Below are 18,750 nucleotides of genomic sequence, written 5' to 3'. Positions count from 1 at the left end.
AGCTTCGTCGCCACAGGCGACGACATTATACGGCGAGGAGGTTCTTCAATCTTCATATGCTCTTTTTATAACTACATTGTCAAGCAAATCAATAAATGAAGAATCACCATGCTCTACACTTTGAAAAACAGACCAGACAATTATGTCTATAATCTGAAGTCCCTTATGGTTTACAGAATCTTCATGTTTTATATCAACTGTATAACAATTAACATTATCTAAATTAGGTAAAAACATATTATTGAAATTATCTACATATTTTTCTTTTGGTTTACACTTATCTATGATTATATTAGTTGGATTAGTTATTTTTAATTCTTTTGCTAATTCTGAAGCTATTGTATCATATAATATATTATAATCATGATTATTAACTATTTTATACTTATTTTTCTTATCCAATACAACAACTACTGCTTCATAATCCAATTTATTAAGCTTCTTTAATAATTTTTTTAGAACAGATTTAGGTGTTCTATTTCCCTTGAGTTCTTTGGATTTACCAATTTTTTTCATATGTATAATTCTAGCTTTTTTTACTAACCTATCTAATGTATTTGGATTTTTTACTAGTATTGCACCAATCACGAAGTATTTCGTTTGTTTTGCTAGTTCTCCCGATTCATCAATATAAATATAATCCATACTATCTAATATTCGTTTAATACTTTAAAACATTTTTCAAAACTTAAGTGTAATAAAAATATTACTAAACAAAATAACGTTTTAGAATCAATTTTTCTACAAAAGCAATCTTATAAAATGAATATAGGAAGTATAATAGTATTAAAGTAATTCTACTGATAATTAAATTTAATGAATTTATGAATTAATAGAAACCTGAAAAAATTTCACTAAAACACAGCAAAAATTCCATCACCACAATTTTATTTTAAAATCCATCAAAAAAACTTAAACTATATAAATTATATTTTACAAAAATACAAATGTCTTTTGAATAAAAGGATAACCCTTCAAAAGGAGGTGAAAATAATCAAGCTGAAAGGTATTATCGTATTATGTGCAATATTATCAATAATCCTACTGATTAGTCCGATTAATGCGGAAGAAAACATTACGCTTCAGGCTCCCAATATTGACAATGATACTATCATAATTACAGAAGAGAATATTCAAAATTATTTTGATGACACCAATACTTTGAATTCTTCCTTTGAAAATAAAACTATCTTTTTGGAAGGAGAATTTGATTCATTGGGAACTTTGAATATCAACGCTAAAAATGTAACAATAACAGGGAATGAAAAAACGATATTGACAAATACCGTCTTTTTCATTGATGCGGATTATGTTACCATTGCAAACATTACCCAAAATCTGACATATCCTTTCGAAGACAATGATAACAGCGGAATATATGTCAATGGGAATGATGTTACTCTTTCCAATATTACTTTATATTATGTAGTTCCTCGTGATATTAGTGCTATCGGGATAAATGCACAATATAAGAAGAATTTTAAATTGCTCAATAGTGTGATTTATTTTGAAGCAAATAATCGTAATGACGGAACAGATTATGCGATTAATCTAGAAGGATGTTATAATGCAACACTTGACAACAATACACTTGAGGCATATTTCCCGCTCAGGACAATCAACTTCGAAACCGGAGGTGTGAATCATGTTGCAGGAATATGCATTATAAGAAGTGATGATTTCAAGTTAACGAACAGTAACTTAACAGTTAATGTAAATAAAAGACCTATTAGCGCATACCCTACATTAGTTGCCGTGAGAATTGTCAATTCAAACAACGGTATTGTCAGAAGCAATGACTTGTCAATGGAAGATTTTGTAACCAGTCTCGGATCTGCAAACTATCTTTACGGAATAGATGTTTACACTTTACGGAATTTATCCATTGATTCTAATAACATTTCCATTAAAACGGATGGAGGGGTGATGGCTGCAGGTACAGCTTACGGTATACAGCTTACAGGACCTCTGGCAGATGTGAATATCACAGGAAATGATATTTACTCCATTTCAAACGGACCTAATTTAGGTATCTATTCACAAAATGCATACGGAGAAACCTCTCTTCTTATTGAGGATAATGATATCAACATTACCGGTCTTGCAGGACAACATGAATGGGCTTTAGTGGCTGGCATTGAAGTTCAGGATTCAAATGACACAATCAGAAACAACAGAATTTCAGTTCACAGTGTCGGTGCAGTTACAGAAAACTCCAATCTTTACGGTATCAGTTACAGACAGAATACCGATGGAGACCATACTTTCGATATTGAAAACAATCTTGTATTCAGTGAAGGATATTATGCAGTTTATCTGCTCTCATCAGTTGATTCAACAATCAAAAACAACATGCTTGTTACATCAAGAGAAGATGCACCGGATAAGACACTGGAAGGATATAAGGAAGGACCGAAAGAACATTCCGGAGATACCTTCTACAACAATACAGTCTTAAACGAGTACACTTACTGGTCCAAAATACTAAATACAATTGATGGAGGAGAAAATACGACCTATATACCTCCAGAAAATGTAAATAACCGAACTAATACCATTGACGGTAAGATAGTGGATCCGGAAAGCGGAAATCCAACTTTTGATTCCAATCCTATGAAAACTGGAAATGGAACAAAACCTGTAAAACCTAATTTAAATCCTGATGAAAATACTCCTGGAGGAAATGGAAGCGGCGACGGTGAAGGATTGAATGATTTTACCAATTCAACTACAAAAGGAGGCATTGATGATTACACAAATGCCACTTCAAAAGCTGAATTGGAGGATTATACCAATACCACGAAAAATGCCCAAAAAGATGATTACACAAAAAGCAATACCCAATCACAGGATGCTGATTTAACCGAACAGGAAGTTAAAGACAACTGGGAAGACTATACCAATCATGACAATAACAATGACAATGAATGGAAAGATTATACACAAAATCAAAGGAATTCCCAGAAGGAAAGTTCTAACGGAACATTTATCGACAACAGCGATAAGCCACTGGATAACGGTATTAGCCTGCCTGATTCAAAAGTTCCTAGTAATATGACTTCAAATACAGAGGGTGGAGAAATAATTACTAATTCAAACAACGGTGAACTTATAAGTACAAACAGCAGTACTCCAAGTATTACCGGAAAGGAATCAGCGAAAAGTAAAGACAAAACCAGTGAATCATCAGATTCCGATACAAGCAGTCCGTCCGCAGCAGGTGCAGTAAGTCCATCCAACGCATACGAAATAACCAAAAGTATAACGGATACACCTAAATCAACAAACATACTTATTCCTATTGTTTTAGGTTTGTTAATACTTATGTTATTAGTATTTGGATACAGAAGAAAATCTAAAGATGAAGAATATTAGTCAAATTAATTTTTGACTAATCAATTTACTTTTTTTAAATAGAATTTATAATTAATTAAAATCCATCATAATCATCAGAAGCATTGAATTATTATAGCTGGTTTTAATTATATGTTATCAGATATTGAGATTATAATTCTGGATATCTTTGATGTAGATTACAAAATATCAAAATAAAATCATTAATAAAATTTATATAATTTTTAAAATAAATTAATATTAACCATCAGTTAAAAAAGAGATTGAAAATATGGATACAAATATTTTCCCAGAAAGTCCTTTTGAACCAGGACATCATGTTTCACCAGACAAATTTAAAGGAAGAGAAGAAGACATTAATAAAATAATCAGATATATGCCGAAAATTATTAATCAAGGAATACCAGAACATTTCTTTATAATAGGGAAAAGAGGAATGGGAAAAACATCATTTGTAAAGTTTATGGGCAATAAAGTTGAAGAAGAATTCCACATGCTTCCAATATATCTCAATAATGAAGGTCAGGATAAACTTGAAGATTTAATACAAAGTTTATTAGAGGCAATATTTAAAGAATTAGACAAAACTAAAAAGGGACAGAAAATAATTGAAGAATTTATAGGAAGCATTAATGAAATAAAACTGCCTGGAATAGGAATTTCACTGAAAAATAAAGAAGATTTCGTTGAAAACGTGAAAAACAACTTTGCAGATTTTTTACTCAACATAAGCAAATCCCTTAAAGAAAAAAACGGATTGTTTATTATTATTGATGATATAAATGGATTATCAAAAACTTCCGAATTTCCGAATTGGTACAAAGGATTATCTGAAACAATAGACTTCAGTGACAATTTTGTTCCGGTGGCTTTTACATTAGTTAGTTATAAAGAAAATTTCAATAAACTAACTAATTTAAATCCGTCATTTTCAAGAATATTCCATTTAATTGAAATTGATCATTTGAATGATGAAGATATTGAGTTATTTTTCATAGAAAATTTTGAAAAATATAATATTAGATTTGAAAACAAAAAAGCACTGAAACATATGGTTTATTATTCATGGGGAATGCCATTAGTTATGCAGCAGATAGGTGAAGAAACATTTTGGAATGTTAAAAACGATTTAATTAGTGAAGAGATTGTTTTTAAAAGTGTTTTGAATGCATCCATAGAACTGGGCAATAAGCAGATAAGTTTAATATTAGACCAGATTGAAAATGATGAATATGAAAATATCCTTCTCAAATTAGGAAAGCATAAGTTAATTGAATTTGAAATTCAGACATTAAAGAGATATTGAATGATGAGGAAAATGAAATTTTAAATGAATTCCTATTGAGAATGGAAGAACTGAATATTTTAGAACATGTGGGTAAAAAATTAAGGAAAGATATACCTTCACCAACAGATTGTATTTCGTATATTTCCTAATTAAAGCCAATATTAACTAAAAAAGATTAGTTAGAAGCTTTAAACTTAGTTAAAGCAAAACTAACCACTAAAACACCAATTATAATTATACAATCGACCATTAACTCAAAGGTTTCCGCCTTGCCGAATAGCTGGAATATTCCTATTGCCCAGATTATGATTAAAAATATCGGCAATACATATTTGATGATTGTTTTCCAAACTTTTCCGACCTTCAAAAGCCCGTGTTCGTTTAATATCGGTATGAAATGATCAAGACCGTAGAACCATGCAAATATTATGCACTGGACTCCAATCAGAAGAAGTATTCCAAACTCGTTGACAAATGAGTCTATGATTCCCACCAGATAGCTACTTATTCCGGTTGTCAGCATCAGTGAGAAAAGACACCCTACAATGGACAGTATTGTTGCGGCTTTCTTACGGGACATGTTCAGTTTGGCTGAAAATGAATTGAGCATCGGCTCGAAAAATCCTAAAGCGGAAGTAATTCCTGCAAAGAGTATTGCCAAAAACAGCAACGGTGCGATAATTCTTCCAATCGGTCCCATGATGTTGAATATCATCGGGAACACAATGAATATCAGTCCGGTTCCTTCAGTAATCAGCTGAATCATTGGAGTTCCGGCAGTCTGTGACATGAACCCTAAAATGGAAAATACTCCGAATGCTGTAAATATTTCAAATGCGGAGTTTGATGCTACAACAATAAGCACGTTATCCGTCAGACGTGAGTTTTCAGGAAGATAGCTTGCATAGGTAACAGCGATTGCCTGACCCATACTCAGTGAAAAGATGATTTGGGCAAATGCCGCAAGCCAGATGTTTACATCAAGCAGTTTTGACCAGTCAGGAGTCAGCAGAGTATTGATTCCGATAGCTGCACCGGGCAATGTCAGTGCATAGATTACAATGAATCCCATTATTACAAAAAGAGCAGGAATGAGAACCTTTGAGAACTTTCCGATACCCTTATCCACATCCTTATGTGATATGAACCACAGTATTACCCATAATATTGCCACACCGACCGTTGTCGGAATCAAAAGGAAACTTGCAGTTTCCAGATTGGAGCTTCCTCCGACGACATGGGTGAAATAATGTACCGTATCGGTTCCCCAGCCGAAAGTGAAACTGCTTAAGAGATATACCAAGTCCCAGCTCAGTATAACCATATAATATATTACAACTACAAAGACAAATGACACCAAAATCCAGGCGATAACTTCAAATTTGGGATTGATTTTCTTCAGGATATTTGAAAACGAGTCCTTAAAACTGAATCCTACACCATATTCCAATATCAAAAATGGAATGCCCATAATGGCTATTGCAATGAAGTACGGGATGAAAAATGATCCCCCACCGTTGGAATAAAGCACATAACTGAAACGCCAGATATTTCCCAAACCAACGGCCGCTCCAATCATCGCAAAAATAAATGATAAAGATGAATCCCATTGTGCTTTTTCACTCATAGATTAATATATTATTATTCATGGTTAAATAGATACTTACTCGAAATTTTTACGTATGGTGTTGAAAAAATCTTTTACTTCACCAGTTAAATTAATTTCCTTGATATTTTTATCCATTTTGATTTTTTTAGAAAAATATGCCTGGGCAAAAGACCTGCTTATGAAGGTTACTCCGGAAAAATCAATTATAATATCTTCATCAGGAAAATCATTGATTTTGGTTAATATTTCAGTAGCTGCAGAATTTAATTCTAAAGAAGGATTAATCTCATCCTTAATGATTATTGTTTTCATGATTTTACCTCCGATAGGCTCATGAATCAATTAATATTATCTAATATGAGTTATTTATATCTTTTTAAAATAATCTGTTAAAAACAATACTTTTATAAAATTTACAATACAACTTAATAGTGATGAAAGTTTTTGACAAATTTATTTTAGGCGATACGCAGAATATCGACTGGTGCTTTGAAAATACCCATTTTAATCAGAGATTGGCGCAAAACGGGATTAAACGGGAATATATCGTTGATGCGATAATGTATGAAGAGCCGATAAGATATGAAAAAAGCGGAAACGATGAATATGAAGTGATTTATGAAGCTCCACCTAATAAGGACTATAAGGAACTTAAATTAATATTCGCATGCCATGGAAACACAATTGATCTGGTTACGATAATGCCTAACTTTCAAACAGCAACAAACCGTCAGAAAAAGAAATACCAGTCAGACAAGCGGAAAGACATTGAAAAAAAGCGCCTAAAGGCAATATCAAAAAGGAAATGGTAATATGGATTTAGCAAGCCAGATTTATGTTAGAAAATCCTGCAGGAAGTATTTGGACGATGAAATCGACATGAATCAAATCAACGAGTTTCTGTCCAATGTGAAATCATTAATTCCTGAAATCAGTTATTATTATGAAATTCTAACCAAAGATGAAGTCAATATAAGGACAAGATGGAAAGCGCCTTATTATTTGGCAATATATTCTGAGAAAAAGGATAATTTTGGAGTTAACGCAGGATTCGTGTTTCAGCAGCTTAGCCTATACATGCAGACATTAGGCATTGGAAGCTGCTGGGTCGGAATGGCATCAGTTAAACAGGACAATCCTGATTTTGTAATTTTAATAGCTTTTGGAAAGTCAGATGATTTGACAAGAGATATTTCACAGTTTAAAAGAAAAGACCTATCTGAAATAGCTGACAGTCCGGATGATAAGTTAAAGCCTGCACAGCTTGCACCATCAGCAGTCAACTCACAGCCATGGTATTTTAAACATACCGATGAAGGATTTGACATTTATAAAGTCAAACCTAACGTTTTGAAAAGAAAAATAATCGGAAAATGGATGGACATTGATGTTGGAATTGTACTGGCGCATTTATACGTCTCAAATCCTGAAACTTTTGAATTTGAAGTGAAAAACAAAAAAGATATCAAAGGCTATTCATATATCGGAAGCATAAAAATTTAGAACAAAGGATTATTCATCCCTTGTCAGATTAAATGTTAGTTTTCCGGTTCCGTTTTCAGTTATGTTAAGCTGGTCACACTGCGGATTGAGCTCTTCGAGAAGAGCTTTACCGTCTTCAGGTGACATGAAATACGGCAGATATCCAATCATGTCAACAGGATATATCGTCAGTTCGCAGGTATCATTGACCAGATCCATCTGAACGAAATAATCCCTTTGGGTGTCTGCACGGGCCAAATCAAATATGAAATTACCCATACTGTAGCAGATTGGTTTTCCCTTATACATTTCAACGCCCTGAGTTACATGAGGATGGGCTCCGATAACCACATCTGCACCGTAATCTATCAGTTCATGAGCTATCCTTTCCTGGTCTTCATTCGGTGAACGTGAATATTCGTTTCCGAAGTGCATATAGACTATAATAAAGTCAGAACCGTTTCCACGTGCTTCAGAGATTTGTTTTTGAGCATCTGCTGAGTCATATGCAGAGTAACCTGGCGCTGAACCGTTTGCATAAGGCAGTACTTCATAACTGTATTCTGCAAAGTTGTCTGAATCCATATAGTTAAGTATAGTTATATTTCTTCCGTTTACTTCTTTTGTAACTGACTGGTGAGCATCGCTTTCGTTTTCACCGGCACCCATAGGAGTCATTCCGGCCTCGGCAACGTATTTGATGGTATCCCTCATCCCGTCAATCCCATAATCGCAGACATGGTTGTTTGCAAGGGTTGCAATCGTGTTGTTGTTCGCCTTGGCCAGAGGAACATACTCAGGACTGCATTTGAGCGGAACATCGCCTTTGACTGCAGATGTTGATGTTGTTGCCGCATTTTCAAAGTTTACAATCAGCAAATCGACATTTGAAGTTACGTTTGAAACTCCTGCAAACGGAGATGTATCAAGGCTTAAAACGCCCGGCATGTTACGTGCAAACATTACATCTCCAACAATAGCTATGGAAACGTTTTCCTTGGGCTCGTTTGAATTGATATCACCATTATAAAATGTTCCAAATGCCGCCACAGCAAGAAGAACCACCAGAATAATCACTAAAGCAATTACTATTTTTTTAAAACGCATTTTTCTATTCCTCAACAGCCGCTTCATCCTCGCTGAAAAGCTGGTTCAGCATCCATTCCGCATCATATTCCATGATGTCGTCATATCCCTGGCCGACACCTAAAAACATGATTGGCTTTTTAATAACATAACCTATGGACAATGATGCTCCGCCTTTGCTGTCAGCATCGGCTTTGGTCAGGATAACTCCGTCAATGTCAATGGCTTCATTGAATTTAGCCGCCTGCTGGGTTGCATCATTACCTGTAAGCGCATCACCGACAAATATGACAAGATCAGGTTTTGAAACCCTTTTGATTTTTTTCATTTCATCCATAAGGTTTGTATTGGTCTGCATTCTTCCGGCAGTGTCAATTAATACCAGTTCTTTTCCCTGTGCCTTTGCGTGTTCAACCGCATCAAATGCAACAGCTGCCGGATCTGATCCTTTCTGGTGCTTTATGATTTTTACTCCGACATTGTCAGCGTGATGGGTGACCTGTTCAATAGCTCCTGCACGAAAAGTGTCTGAAGCGGCAATTACCGGAGTGTAGCCTTTTTTAAGGTAATAATTGGCCAATTTACCGATTGTTGTTGTTTTTCCGGTACCGTTAATACCGACAAACATCACTACCAGAGGTTCTCCCTGAGCCTTTTTCTCCTCAATCATTTCAGTCATGGATTTTCCAGGGATGTCGATGATTTCAGAAACCGCATTTCTTAAAGCATTGTAAGTGTATTCTGTAATGTCGCTGCTTCTTTTAATCTTACGGCCAATTAGATCGTCCTTGACAGATTCTACAACTTCGGTTGCAACTTCCATTGCAACATCTCCTTCTAAAAGACCCATTTCAAGTTCCCATAATGTGTCTTCAACATGTTTTTCTGAAATGGTTTTTTCACGGACAAATGAGAATAGTCCTCCGGTTCCTTCAGGAGATTCATCCTCATCCTTATTCCTTGACCAGAAGTGAGACTTTTTCTCCTCTTCCCCATCTTCAGTCCCCTCTTCCTTATCATCAGATTCCTCTTCTTCAGGAGATTCATCCTCATCCTTATTCCTTGACCATAAGTGAGATTTTTTCTCCTCTTCAGGCCCTTCATCATCAGATTCTTCTTTATCATCCTTGTTTCTAGACCAGAACCGGGATTTCTTCTCTTCGGCTTCTTCAATCTCTTCAACTTCTTCAGTGGCTTCATCCTCATCTTTGTTTCTAGACCAGAAGTGAGATTTTTTTTCTTCTTCAACATCAGCTGAAACATCTTCAGAAGTTTCCAATAATGTAGATTCGTCAATTTCTTCTTTTTCTTCTTTTTTACGGCCAAATGAGAAAAATGACCGTTTTTGACCGGTTTCTTCCTGAAGATTATCTTCCTGTTTTGCTTCTTCGATAATCTCCTCTTCCAATTTGTCACTTGTACGTGAAAGTTTCTTTTTTAATGATTCAAACAAAATTAACCCATCCATATAATTTTATTTAAAAAATTTAATTATGACTATTTATATTTTTCATATTATTTAAACAAATTTAAAAGCAATTTATATGATAAAATGAAAAGTCACAGAGATTAAAAATAGCTTTGATAATTTTTAATGAAATCGGTTGAAGTATAAAAATAATAAAAAGGAAAATTAGTTAAATCAATAACTAATTTTGAAAATGAAAATCTGAATGCTTACTTCATTACCAAAGTATCGAAATTGATGAAGTTTGTAGCACCCCACCTGAACATTACAATACCTTTAGCTCCGGAATTAAGGGCAGTCTGGGCATCATTTGCCAGCTCTGAAACAGGAAGCGGAGTGACATCATCGTCTGAGCGATAAGCCTGAAGGCCAGTCCATACCTCAGCGCCTTTCGAATTGTCAACGAACCATTTTGTGACAGATCCTATCCAGGATGTGCCGCTGTTGTAATTTCCCTTATAGACCATCGGAGCGATGAAGTCGAGGTATCTGCTCAATGTTGAGTAATCCTGACCGTAATAGTAAATCATGCTGCTTGGCTCAGGCATTATTGCGGCAGATGCCATACAACTTGGATTGACAGCCTTGATAGCGGCCACTGCATTTACCACAAAGTAATTTATGGAATCAACACCGTTAGGATAGTTATGTGCTGTTCCTGGGAACCTTAAATAGTCAAAGTGAACGCCGCTTACGCCGGGAACGCCAGCATAATATCTGGCTTCATCAATTTTTGAATTAATCAAATCGTAATTGTATGATCCGTCACTATTGGACAGAGTGCTCCATCCGCCATAGTAGGCCACCTGCATCCATATATGAACCTTCATTCCATAGTCGTTTGCCTGTTTTATCCAATGGATGACATTATTTTCACCATATGCAGTAAATGCGTAGGAGTGCAATATTATATGCTTTGTTCCGCTTGAAGCAAGAACCTCAAAGTCCACATCATTCATGTTTCCATACCTAAGCCAGTATCCATATCCGTGAGGAACGCCTGAACTTATCTGCAAAGTGGAATCGCCTGAAAACGGAGCGTGATCATAGTCTCCTGCAAATGAATATGAAACGTCATATCTTCCGGCGGCGAAATTATTCAAATCAAAATGCACAACACCGTCCTCGTCAGTGCTTTGTGTGTAGGTGTTTGAACCTATGTTAAACTTTATTTCCCTTCCGGGCAATCCATAATCCGCCGTTAACAACTTGAGATTATATGTGAATCCGTAATTCTTATAATATGTTGGAGTCAGAACAATGATAGGAGCATATTTTCTCGGGTTTACTGATAAGACTGAAGAGTTTTGAGAAGGCAGCAGAATATCATCGCCTAAAAAGAAATACCTGACATTATAGACATCATCCCTCAGATTGATTGTCAATGAAGCGATTCCCGCTGAGTTTGTGGTTCTTGTATAGTTTACGCCATTGATTTCTATGATAACCTTCTTACCGGTCAGTTTGACAGTTCCTGAAGAGAGATAAATGTTGAATTTTTCTCCTCTGCCTTCGGTTACATAGAACGTATGAGGTACGATTTTAGTTTGAAGGTTTTCAATGACAACGATTTCAACAAGTTTTCTTGTAAACTTATAGTCCGTGGAATTATAAAAGACTGTAGCTGAATAAATGCCTTCATCACAGTCTATTGTGAAATTGGCCACACCGTTTTCATCACTTACTGCAGTGTAAGTTTTTGATGCGACATTCAGATAAACCGTCTGATTTGAAAATGTCCTGTTGTTTTCATCATACAATGTTGCAGAGTATGTCGTGTTTGCAAGGACGGTTGCGTCGGAAGCTTCAATGTTTGCTCTGGTTCCTCCATAAGTTTCAACAGCTGAAGTTGCGGATGAAGCGCCATAGACTGAATTGGCCTCATGAGTGAATTTCAATGTGTAATTGCCCTGAGCCAGATTCAGATAAAAGCTTGCAACACCGTTTTCATCGGTAATCTGTGAATAATTGCTGTCGCCGACAGTCAAATTGATGATTTCACCGGCAACACCGTAATTCAGCCTGTTTGTCAGTGTGGCTCTGACGGCATCGTCATCATTCAATCTGAAGACATAATCCTGAGTCGTCAGCCTGGTGTCTGAGTTGAGATAAACATGAATGCTGTTTGATGAAAGCTCACCGTTGATTTTGTTGTGGCAGGTTATGATATAATCTCCAGGCCCCAAATTGATATTGAGTTTGGCATTGCCGTATTTGTTGGTCTGACGGGTGTAAATTACCCCGTTGACGTTAAATTCCACATCACTAAATTTTAAGGGATTGCCCTGAGCGTCCCTGAATGTGGCCCAGTACTGATGTGAATCCCTGTATATCTTAACCAGATCTGATCCGTTTATCGTCGGAAGCACCGTAATATTGTTTGAATGGGCAAAACCGTCATTTGAATTGTATGCAGTTATGACATACTCCCCAGGGTTCAGATTGATGTTTAAACGGGCTACACCGTTCTGATTGGTGTGGCGCGTATAGAATACCCCATTGATGTTGAAAGTCACGTCACTGAAATCCAGAGGTTCTCCTGCGCCGTCAAAAAATGTTGCCTCATACTGTGAGCCGTTCCTGTAATACTTGACCAGATCATTTCCGGATATTGTAGGCAATACGTTGATATTGACCGCCTTATGGGAATATGAATACTTTTCAGTTCCCAAAAAGTAAACGTCTGACAGGTATTTGCCCGGAAGCAGATTGATTGCTATGGATGCCCTGCCGTCAGTGTTGGTTGTTCTTGTATAGTTCATGTCATTAATGCTGATTATTAACTTCTGATTTGCCAGAGGAGTGTCATTTGAATCATACAGACCGACATTGAGACGTGTTCCATTTTTATAATGCATAGATACGTCGTCTGCAGCGATGCTGACGTCCTCCAGTGCAGTGCTGTTGTCCTGAGCGCAAACGCAGCTCATGGCTAAAAACAGCACCATAACTAAAGAAATGAATATTAATCTCTTAATTATAAAACCTCCTTGTTTATCTTGAATTTACTGTAATCTTATTGGTTATGCTGTACTCGTCGTAGGATGAAGTGACGATATATTCGCCATTCTGCAAATTAACATGCAGTTCAGCAATACCGTTTTCATCTGTCATGTTAGTGTATATTGCTCCGTTAATGTTAAATTCTATGCTTTGATTGAAATAAGGATTTCCCTTACCGTCGATTAATCTGACAGTATAATTGCTTTCATTTGTGTAGCTAACAGTATCATTTCCGAATAATGTCGGAAGCACCTTGACGATGTTTGAGTGCATAAACTCTCCGTATTGGGCTGTGACAATGTATTCGCCCGGCTGCAGGCGGATGTTGAGATTGGCATATCCTGAAGAGTTGGTTGCTCTTGTGTAGAAAACCCCATTAATATTGAAAGTTACGTCTTTATTGACAACAGGATTTCCAAGACCGTCCAATGCCCTGATGGAATAGGCAGAAGCATTCCTGTAATATTTAGTCAGGTCATGTCCGTCAACCAGGGTAGGCAATACCTTAATCACGTTACTTGACTCGGCACCGTTGGGATCGATGCATGTAATGATGTAGGTTCCGGGATTAAGATTGATATTTAACTTGGCACGGCCGTTAGCATCGGTGTTTCTTGTATAAAACACTCCGTTGATGTTGAACGTGATTGCTTTTAAAGCCAATGGATTACCTGAAGTGTCCTTGAATGAAGCATAATACTGGGTGGCGTTTCTAAACATCTTGACGATGTCGTTACCTGAAATGGTGCTCAATATCCTAATCTTTGAGGTTGTTGAGTTCGCTCCAAAATGCCCGTTATAGCTTGCGGTTACTGTATAATTGCCCGGATTGAGATTTATGGCAATTGAAGTCGCTCCTTTATCGTTTGTGGTTCTTGTATAGTCAACGCCATTAATGCTGACAATGACCTTTTCCCCAGAAATAGGATTGGAACTGATGTCCTTTAGATAAACATAAAGCCTTTCAGGACCTTTGGCATATTTTTCCACATTACCTGAAGAGATTTTCACCCCATAATCGTTTGCATACAAATCATTGCTGTTTACGAAATTATTGTTCAGTGAATAGAATATCTCATACTTTCCGGATTTGAGTGCCTTAAGTGAAAGATTGATGTAGTTTCTTTCATCACAGCTGTTGAGATACCAGGTTAAAACACGTGGAGCAGCATCATATGTATAGGTTCCTTTGGATAATGCGGCACTGCTGAATGTGAATCCTTCGGGAAGGGCAAACCTCACAACCGGACTTGAACCGGAAACGTAGCTGACCTGATATTTCAAATCGATATTTTCACCCACTAAAGCGGAGCTGACTGGAGTCAGCAACTTGAAAATCTCCACACTGGTCTTATCGAACACATGGGTTCCCAGATACATCTTGTCGGGAGTCATCGGAATTGAGTTTTTGGAATGGAAAGTGCCGAAATAATATAAGTCATCCCTTAAAGAAGCGGTTGAACGTCCCACACCTGCACCGTTGTCGTTGGAAGTGTATGTGTCAACACCGTAGGACAGTCCGTTTTGGGAAGCCGTCAATTTCCAGTGGTAAGTCTGAATGTTTCTCCTGTTGACGCCATATGAATCAGTATAGGTAATCCTGATGGCCGCATCAACAGGATTCAAGCTTGCGTCATATGTGCCTTTCTGAGACTTTGAATAGACGTTCGGACAAACAAGATACTGGCCAGGCTCCAGCTTGGAAACATGATACAGATTAGGAAATACCACCCCATAAGTTCCATCGCTGGCTTTAATGACGAAATGTCCCAATGAATCTCTGGATATGATATTATAGATTCTTGAAAGGTAATCATTGGAAATCACGTTATTTACAACCATTTCACTGGCTATGCTTTCAATTTGCCTGAATGAGCTGCCGTCGGTTACGCCGCCGTTACCGATGAGCCATCCGTTTGAAGTTACAATTGCATGGGCAAAATAACCGTCTGAAGTCTTATATTGCTTTACATAATCGATATTGCCCCAGCTGCCGCTTTCAATGGATAAAGTAACGGCATTTGTTGCATCACGCCTGACTGATATGACTCCTTCACTGTCACTGACATGCAGTACAATTGAACTGCATTCGCTTAAGTTGACCAAATCGTCATCCGAAGCAGTATCTTCAATGACATCTATTGGAGTGCCGTCGGCAAGCACAATATCATTAACTGCCGTGTCGTTGATGGAATCATCGGCTGAAACAGCAGACACACATAAAAAGAAAATAGTTAATGATATAAAAATAAGAATTTTTAAATTGTTTTTAATTATAAACACCTCATTAGAAAAGTATGTTCAATAATATAAAAATAGATTACTGTTAAAATGAAAAAAAAGAAAAAAAGTTATAAGTAATTAATAGCCTGTTACGCCGCCCTGAGCTGCAGCCTGGATTTGCTGAGCCTGACCTTGAAGATTTGCCAAGATATCAGTAATCTGCTGTAAGTTAGCCAACATCTTATCCATACTGTCTTCCAAATCCTTTTTTTGCCCAGCAATAATCACTTTAGCGCCTTCAGCATCTTTTTTAACAGCGTATCCTGCACCAATACTTATAATTATTTCATCAGTGTCTTTAAGTTCCCCTTTAATGAAAGAACCAGCACCTACAGGTACAAAAGCCTCAACAGCTTTTTCACCATTCAAGTCATCTAAAGTGTTGGATAATGCATCAACTTCAGCGATTGAAGCCTGAATCAGTTCGATTTGCTGGCGAACCAAATCCGCTTGCTGGTTATATGCATTAATTTCATTAATGAGTTCGTTTAATCTTTGCTGATCTTCCATAATAACACCTCGCAAAGTGCATTATAAAATTTCTTTTACAATTGGGTCTTCGACATCTTCAGGAGCAATTTCGGTGATTTCAGAAATTTTAATCTGGTTTCTGTTAATACCGTGTTTGCTTCCGAAACGTTCATAAATTTTTTCTTCGATATCAGCTTCACTGGTAGCTTTATATTCTTTTACAAATTTATGAAAATCATCGCCCATTACAAAAGTACCTTTAACTCTGTAAATTTTAGTTATCATATTAATCCCTCAGATATTTATAAATCATCTAAAAAGCCTAATGCTTCTTCAACTCTAGCCATTTCAGGACCAGTACTATCTTTCGCAACAATTGCCCCATGTGAATTTGCAATGGAACATGCTCCAACCAAAGAGATTCCTCTTCCGACAGTACCAATATCTCCTTCAACACCAAATACTTTACGAGAAAAGTCAACTTCACTTTCAACAGCAGTGCTACTGATTAAAAACCCTTTGTTTGTTACGGATATTAATGATCCTATAATATCGCTGCCCACCATTGATGTGGCTTCGACATCAACATCCAAAGTGCTTTCTATTGTATTGATAGCATCTTCGGATAGGAACGGACTTACAATAGCTCCATTGTCATTTGCTGCGACAATGTTACCCACAGCAGTGTAATTGCCGGGAATTGCAGCCACGTCAAGTCCCAATTCTTCGAACTGTTTAACTTCTCTATCTAAAACATGTGGGGAAACAACTATACCGTTTGAATTAGCTACAGATAATGAACCGATAAGGCTACTTCCAGAAATAGAAGACTTAACTGCAGGGACTTCCAATATTTCCTCAACTAATTTGACCTTTTCGTCAATTAAGTTATAAGGAACAATAACAAAGTCATCAGTTACCTGAATGAAAACCCCAATGTTCGGGTTTCCTACAATATCTATTCTTCTTAACATATTGTTACCTCACTTGTTAAGTATTTGAAAAAGGTACGATAGCTATTCTGCTAAAGTAGCTTCTACAACACCATCATCATCTTTAACTGCTTTTACAGTGATTTTTGAAGGTATTTTCTGAATACCTCTTGCCCAAATTACATGATTGATAGATTCATCAAGTTTAACTTCTTCAGCTTTCATGTGTTTGGTTAAGAAATTTTTAACTTCCCTAATAGCTCTAGGAGCTCTGATAGTCCTTTTGACATTTTTTACGTTTCTAAGTGGAATTGTGTAAACTCTTTCCATGATAAATCCCCCTTATAATTTAAGGCTGTTTCTTCTCCAATGTCTAGGTTTAGGTCTGTATCTAAGTTTACGGTTAGTTTTAGCATAAGCCCAGATTGGAATTCTCCTATTTTGTTTGTTTGCTTTTGCCATTCTTAATTTTCTAGCTAATGGTTTATTTCTACTCATTTTTTCACCTGTTAATAAAGCATAATTATTATTTATATCCTATAACTCGAGTTTGATAATGTTCCGGGAAAATGTCCAGAGAATTTCCTCCCTTCTCATCAATCAGAGTCCTTATTTCAACCTCATAATCGGAACTGTTGTCCTTATTGCTTTTCTCATGAGATATCTCAAAAAGATTGGATGTTATCAGTTTAACTGATTTGTGACCGAAACTGTCCAGATTAATGTATTGGACGTTTTTCCTATCTTCAAGACTTCTGATCTGATTGACATTGAGCTTTGGAGTTCTGTCATCTCTTCTTGTTCCGTCGGCAATTATATCATATTCATCAGCAACATGTTCAATGACCGTCTCATGAATGAACTTTATTCCGTCGTTTGGAAATCCGTCATCCATAATCATGCTGCAGGTTTTATCCAAAATGTCCAAATCAAGATTGAGGACCTTATGGTCAAAACCCAATGATTTCGCTGATTTTCTGGCAGGAACATATGAATCATAGACACCAAAGTTTGCAGTGCATAATTCAACGTCAAGACCTAATCTGTTAAGCATTACAGCCATAAAAGATGAGTCTTTTCCACCACTATATAATACAGCCGCTTTCATGGATACTATTTCCTTGTAATTTTAATCTCCCTTTTCTGACCGGCAATCTGTCTTAGAAGAACTTTTAACTGTTCATCTGTGACTTTTCCTCTTAAGCTGCCTGCCTGAGCGGACTGAATCAGCTGAATTTCAATCTGATTGACAAGCTCCGGTTTGGTCAGTTTAAGATTAGCCAGTCTGTTACGAGCTTCAGAAGTTAAAATTTGACCTAAAATCTGTTTTTTCTGAGCTTCGAATTGTGCCTGTGCAGCCTCTTGTTGTTGCATTTGAGCCATTTGCTGCTGTTGTGCCTGTTGCTGTGCAGCAGCCTGTGCCTGCAACTCAGCCATTCTTTTTTGACGAATTTCATCAAGATCACTCATATCAAACTCTCCAATATAATTTAATTAGTATTTTGCAAGTTCAGGAATATCTTTAATGATTTCACCAGCGGTTTTATCCAGGAAAGATCTTCCTTGAGGGGAAACAACTCTTCCTCCTTCAACTTTTTCAACTAAACCTGCGTCTTCTAATTGGTGAAGAGCGTTTCTAATGATAGCTCCACTACCTTTTCTAAATACTTCAGGAGTTACACCACGGTCTTTTTTACCACCGTAGAAAGTTCTTAAACTCATTACTCCAACAGGTCCATCCATGTACACTCTTCTAATGATAGATGCACATCTT

At 36.6% G+C, this 18,750-nt stretch carries 20 protein-coding genes; 5 read left to right on the top strand and 15 right to left on the bottom strand.

What is annotated here, in order from left to right; translation table 11 throughout:
* Positions 1-45: 45 nt before the first annotated feature.
* Complete coding sequence (locus ACKI2W_RS02475; RefSeq protein WP_407378949.1) at positions 46-645, bottom strand: DUF3800 domain-containing protein; 600 nt, start codon at positions 643-645, stop codon at positions 46-48.
* Positions 646-984: 339 nt separating this feature from the next.
* On the opposite strand from ACKI2W_RS02475, the gene ACKI2W_RS02470 reads away from it, so the two are divergent.
* The 3 genes from ACKI2W_RS02470 to ACKI2W_RS02460 all read left to right on the top strand — a co-directional run bounded on the left by ACKI2W_RS02470 (position 985) and on the right by ACKI2W_RS02460 (position 4,791).
* Entirely contained in the window at positions 985-3,375 is a 2,391-nt protein-coding gene (locus tag ACKI2W_RS02470; protein ID WP_407378948.1) for a hypothetical protein, read from the top strand.
* Between the two features lie 250 nt (positions 3,376-3,625).
* Positions 3,626-4,660, top strand: a complete 1,035-nt coding sequence (locus ACKI2W_RS02465; RefSeq protein ID WP_407378947.1) for an AAA family ATPase — start codon at positions 3,626-3,628, stop codon at positions 4,658-4,660.
* Positions 4,657-4,791 carry a hypothetical protein gene (locus ACKI2W_RS02460; protein WP_407378946.1) on the top strand — a complete coding sequence of 45 codons (135 nt, stop codon included), beginning with the start codon at positions 4,657-4,659 and terminating at the stop codon, positions 4,789-4,791. Before ACKI2W_RS02465 ends, ACKI2W_RS02460 begins: the two co-directional genes overlap by 4 nt.
* A 26-nt stretch (positions 4,792-4,817) precedes the next feature.
* Here ACKI2W_RS02460 and ACKI2W_RS02455 read toward each other — a convergent pair whose 3' ends face one another.
* Entirely contained in the window at positions 4,818-6,269 is a 1,452-nt protein-coding gene (locus ACKI2W_RS02455; protein WP_407378945.1) for a sodium-dependent transporter, read from the bottom strand.
* A 36-nt stretch (positions 6,270-6,305) separates the two neighbouring features.
* Complete coding sequence (locus tag ACKI2W_RS02450; protein WP_407378944.1) at positions 6,306-6,563, bottom strand: STAS-like domain-containing protein; 258 nt, start codon at positions 6,561-6,563, stop codon at positions 6,306-6,308.
* Positions 6,564-6,685: 122 nt separating this feature from the next.
* Between ACKI2W_RS02450 and ACKI2W_RS02445 the strand changes: the two genes are divergently transcribed.
* Together ACKI2W_RS02445 and ACKI2W_RS02440 are read left to right on the top strand one after the other, a co-directional pair.
* Positions 6,686-7,063, top strand: coding sequence for a hypothetical protein (locus ACKI2W_RS02445; RefSeq protein WP_407378943.1), 378 nt, complete (start codon positions 6,686-6,688; stop codon positions 7,061-7,063).
* Position 7,064: 1 nt separating this feature from the next.
* A complete protein-coding gene (locus ACKI2W_RS02440; RefSeq protein ID WP_407378942.1) occupies positions 7,065-7,754 on the top strand; it encodes a nitroreductase family protein in 690 nt (229 codons plus the stop codon).
* Positions 7,755-7,763: 9 nt separating this feature from the next.
* Here ACKI2W_RS02440 and ACKI2W_RS02435 read toward each other — a convergent pair whose 3' ends face one another.
* From ACKI2W_RS02435 to ACKI2W_RS02380, 12 genes are all read right to left on the bottom strand, one after another.
* Positions 7,764-8,840, bottom strand: coding sequence for a CapA family protein (locus tag ACKI2W_RS02435; RefSeq protein WP_407378941.1), 1,077 nt, complete (start codon positions 8,838-8,840; stop codon positions 7,764-7,766).
* A gap of 4 nt (positions 8,841-8,844) precedes the next feature.
* A complete protein-coding gene (gene ftsY / locus ACKI2W_RS02430; RefSeq protein ID WP_407378940.1) occupies positions 8,845-10,272 on the bottom strand; it encodes a signal recognition particle-docking protein FtsY in 1,428 nt (475 codons plus the stop codon).
* A gap of 224 nt (positions 10,273-10,496) precedes the next feature.
* The gene (locus ACKI2W_RS02425; RefSeq protein ID WP_407378939.1) at positions 10,497-13,217 is read right to left on the bottom strand and encodes a hypothetical protein; all 2,721 of its coding nucleotides are present in this window, start codon (positions 13,215-13,217) and stop codon (positions 10,497-10,499) included.
* Positions 13,218-13,281: 64 nt separating this feature from the next.
* Positions 13,282-15,507, bottom strand: coding sequence for a carboxypeptidase-like regulatory domain-containing protein (locus tag ACKI2W_RS02420; RefSeq protein WP_407378938.1), 2,226 nt, complete (start codon positions 15,505-15,507; stop codon positions 13,282-13,284).
* A gap of 144 nt (positions 15,508-15,651) precedes the next feature.
* Entirely contained in the window at positions 15,652-16,083 is a 432-nt protein-coding gene (gene pfdA, locus ACKI2W_RS02415) for a prefoldin subunit alpha (protein WP_407378937.1), read from the bottom strand.
* 21 nt (positions 16,084-16,104) lie between these two features.
* The gene (gene rpl18a / locus ACKI2W_RS02410) at positions 16,105-16,329 is read right to left on the bottom strand and encodes a 50S ribosomal protein L18Ae (RefSeq protein WP_292797672.1); all 225 of its coding nucleotides are present in this window, start codon (positions 16,327-16,329) and stop codon (positions 16,105-16,107) included.
* 17 nt (positions 16,330-16,346) lie between these two features.
* Positions 16,347-17,018 carry a translation initiation factor IF-6 gene (locus ACKI2W_RS02405; RefSeq protein WP_407378936.1) on the bottom strand — a complete coding sequence of 224 codons (672 nt, stop codon included), beginning with the start codon at positions 17,016-17,018 and terminating at the stop codon, positions 16,347-16,349.
* Positions 17,019-17,060: 42 nt separating this feature from the next.
* On the bottom strand, positions 17,061-17,306 hold the full coding sequence (locus ACKI2W_RS02400; RefSeq protein WP_058740110.1) for a 50S ribosomal protein L31e: 246 nt from the start codon (positions 17,304-17,306) through the stop codon (positions 17,061-17,063).
* Positions 17,307-17,318: 12 nt separating this feature from the next.
* A complete protein-coding gene (locus ACKI2W_RS02395) occupies positions 17,319-17,474 on the bottom strand; it encodes a 50S ribosomal protein L39e (RefSeq protein WP_149731730.1) in 156 nt (51 codons plus the stop codon).
* 28 nt (positions 17,475-17,502) lie between these two features.
* Positions 17,503-18,084, bottom strand: coding sequence for a hypothetical protein (locus tag ACKI2W_RS02390; protein WP_407378935.1), 582 nt, complete (start codon positions 18,082-18,084; stop codon positions 17,503-17,505).
* 5 nt (positions 18,085-18,089) lie between these two features.
* On the bottom strand, positions 18,090-18,446 hold the full coding sequence (locus ACKI2W_RS02385) for a DNA-binding protein (protein WP_292797640.1): 357 nt from the start codon (positions 18,444-18,446) through the stop codon (positions 18,090-18,092).
* 24 nt (positions 18,447-18,470) lie between these two features.
* On the bottom strand, positions 18,471-18,750 hold a 280-nt coding region (locus tag ACKI2W_RS02380; RefSeq protein WP_407378934.1), incomplete at its 5' end, for a 40S ribosomal protein S19.

Source organism: Methanobrevibacter sp. (assembly GCF_045603845.1).
In the GTDB taxonomy this organism is placed as follows: Archaea; Methanobacteriota; Methanobacteria; order Methanobacteriales; family Methanobacteriaceae; genus Methanocatella.
This window is presented reverse-complemented; position numbering and strand designations above follow the sequence as displayed.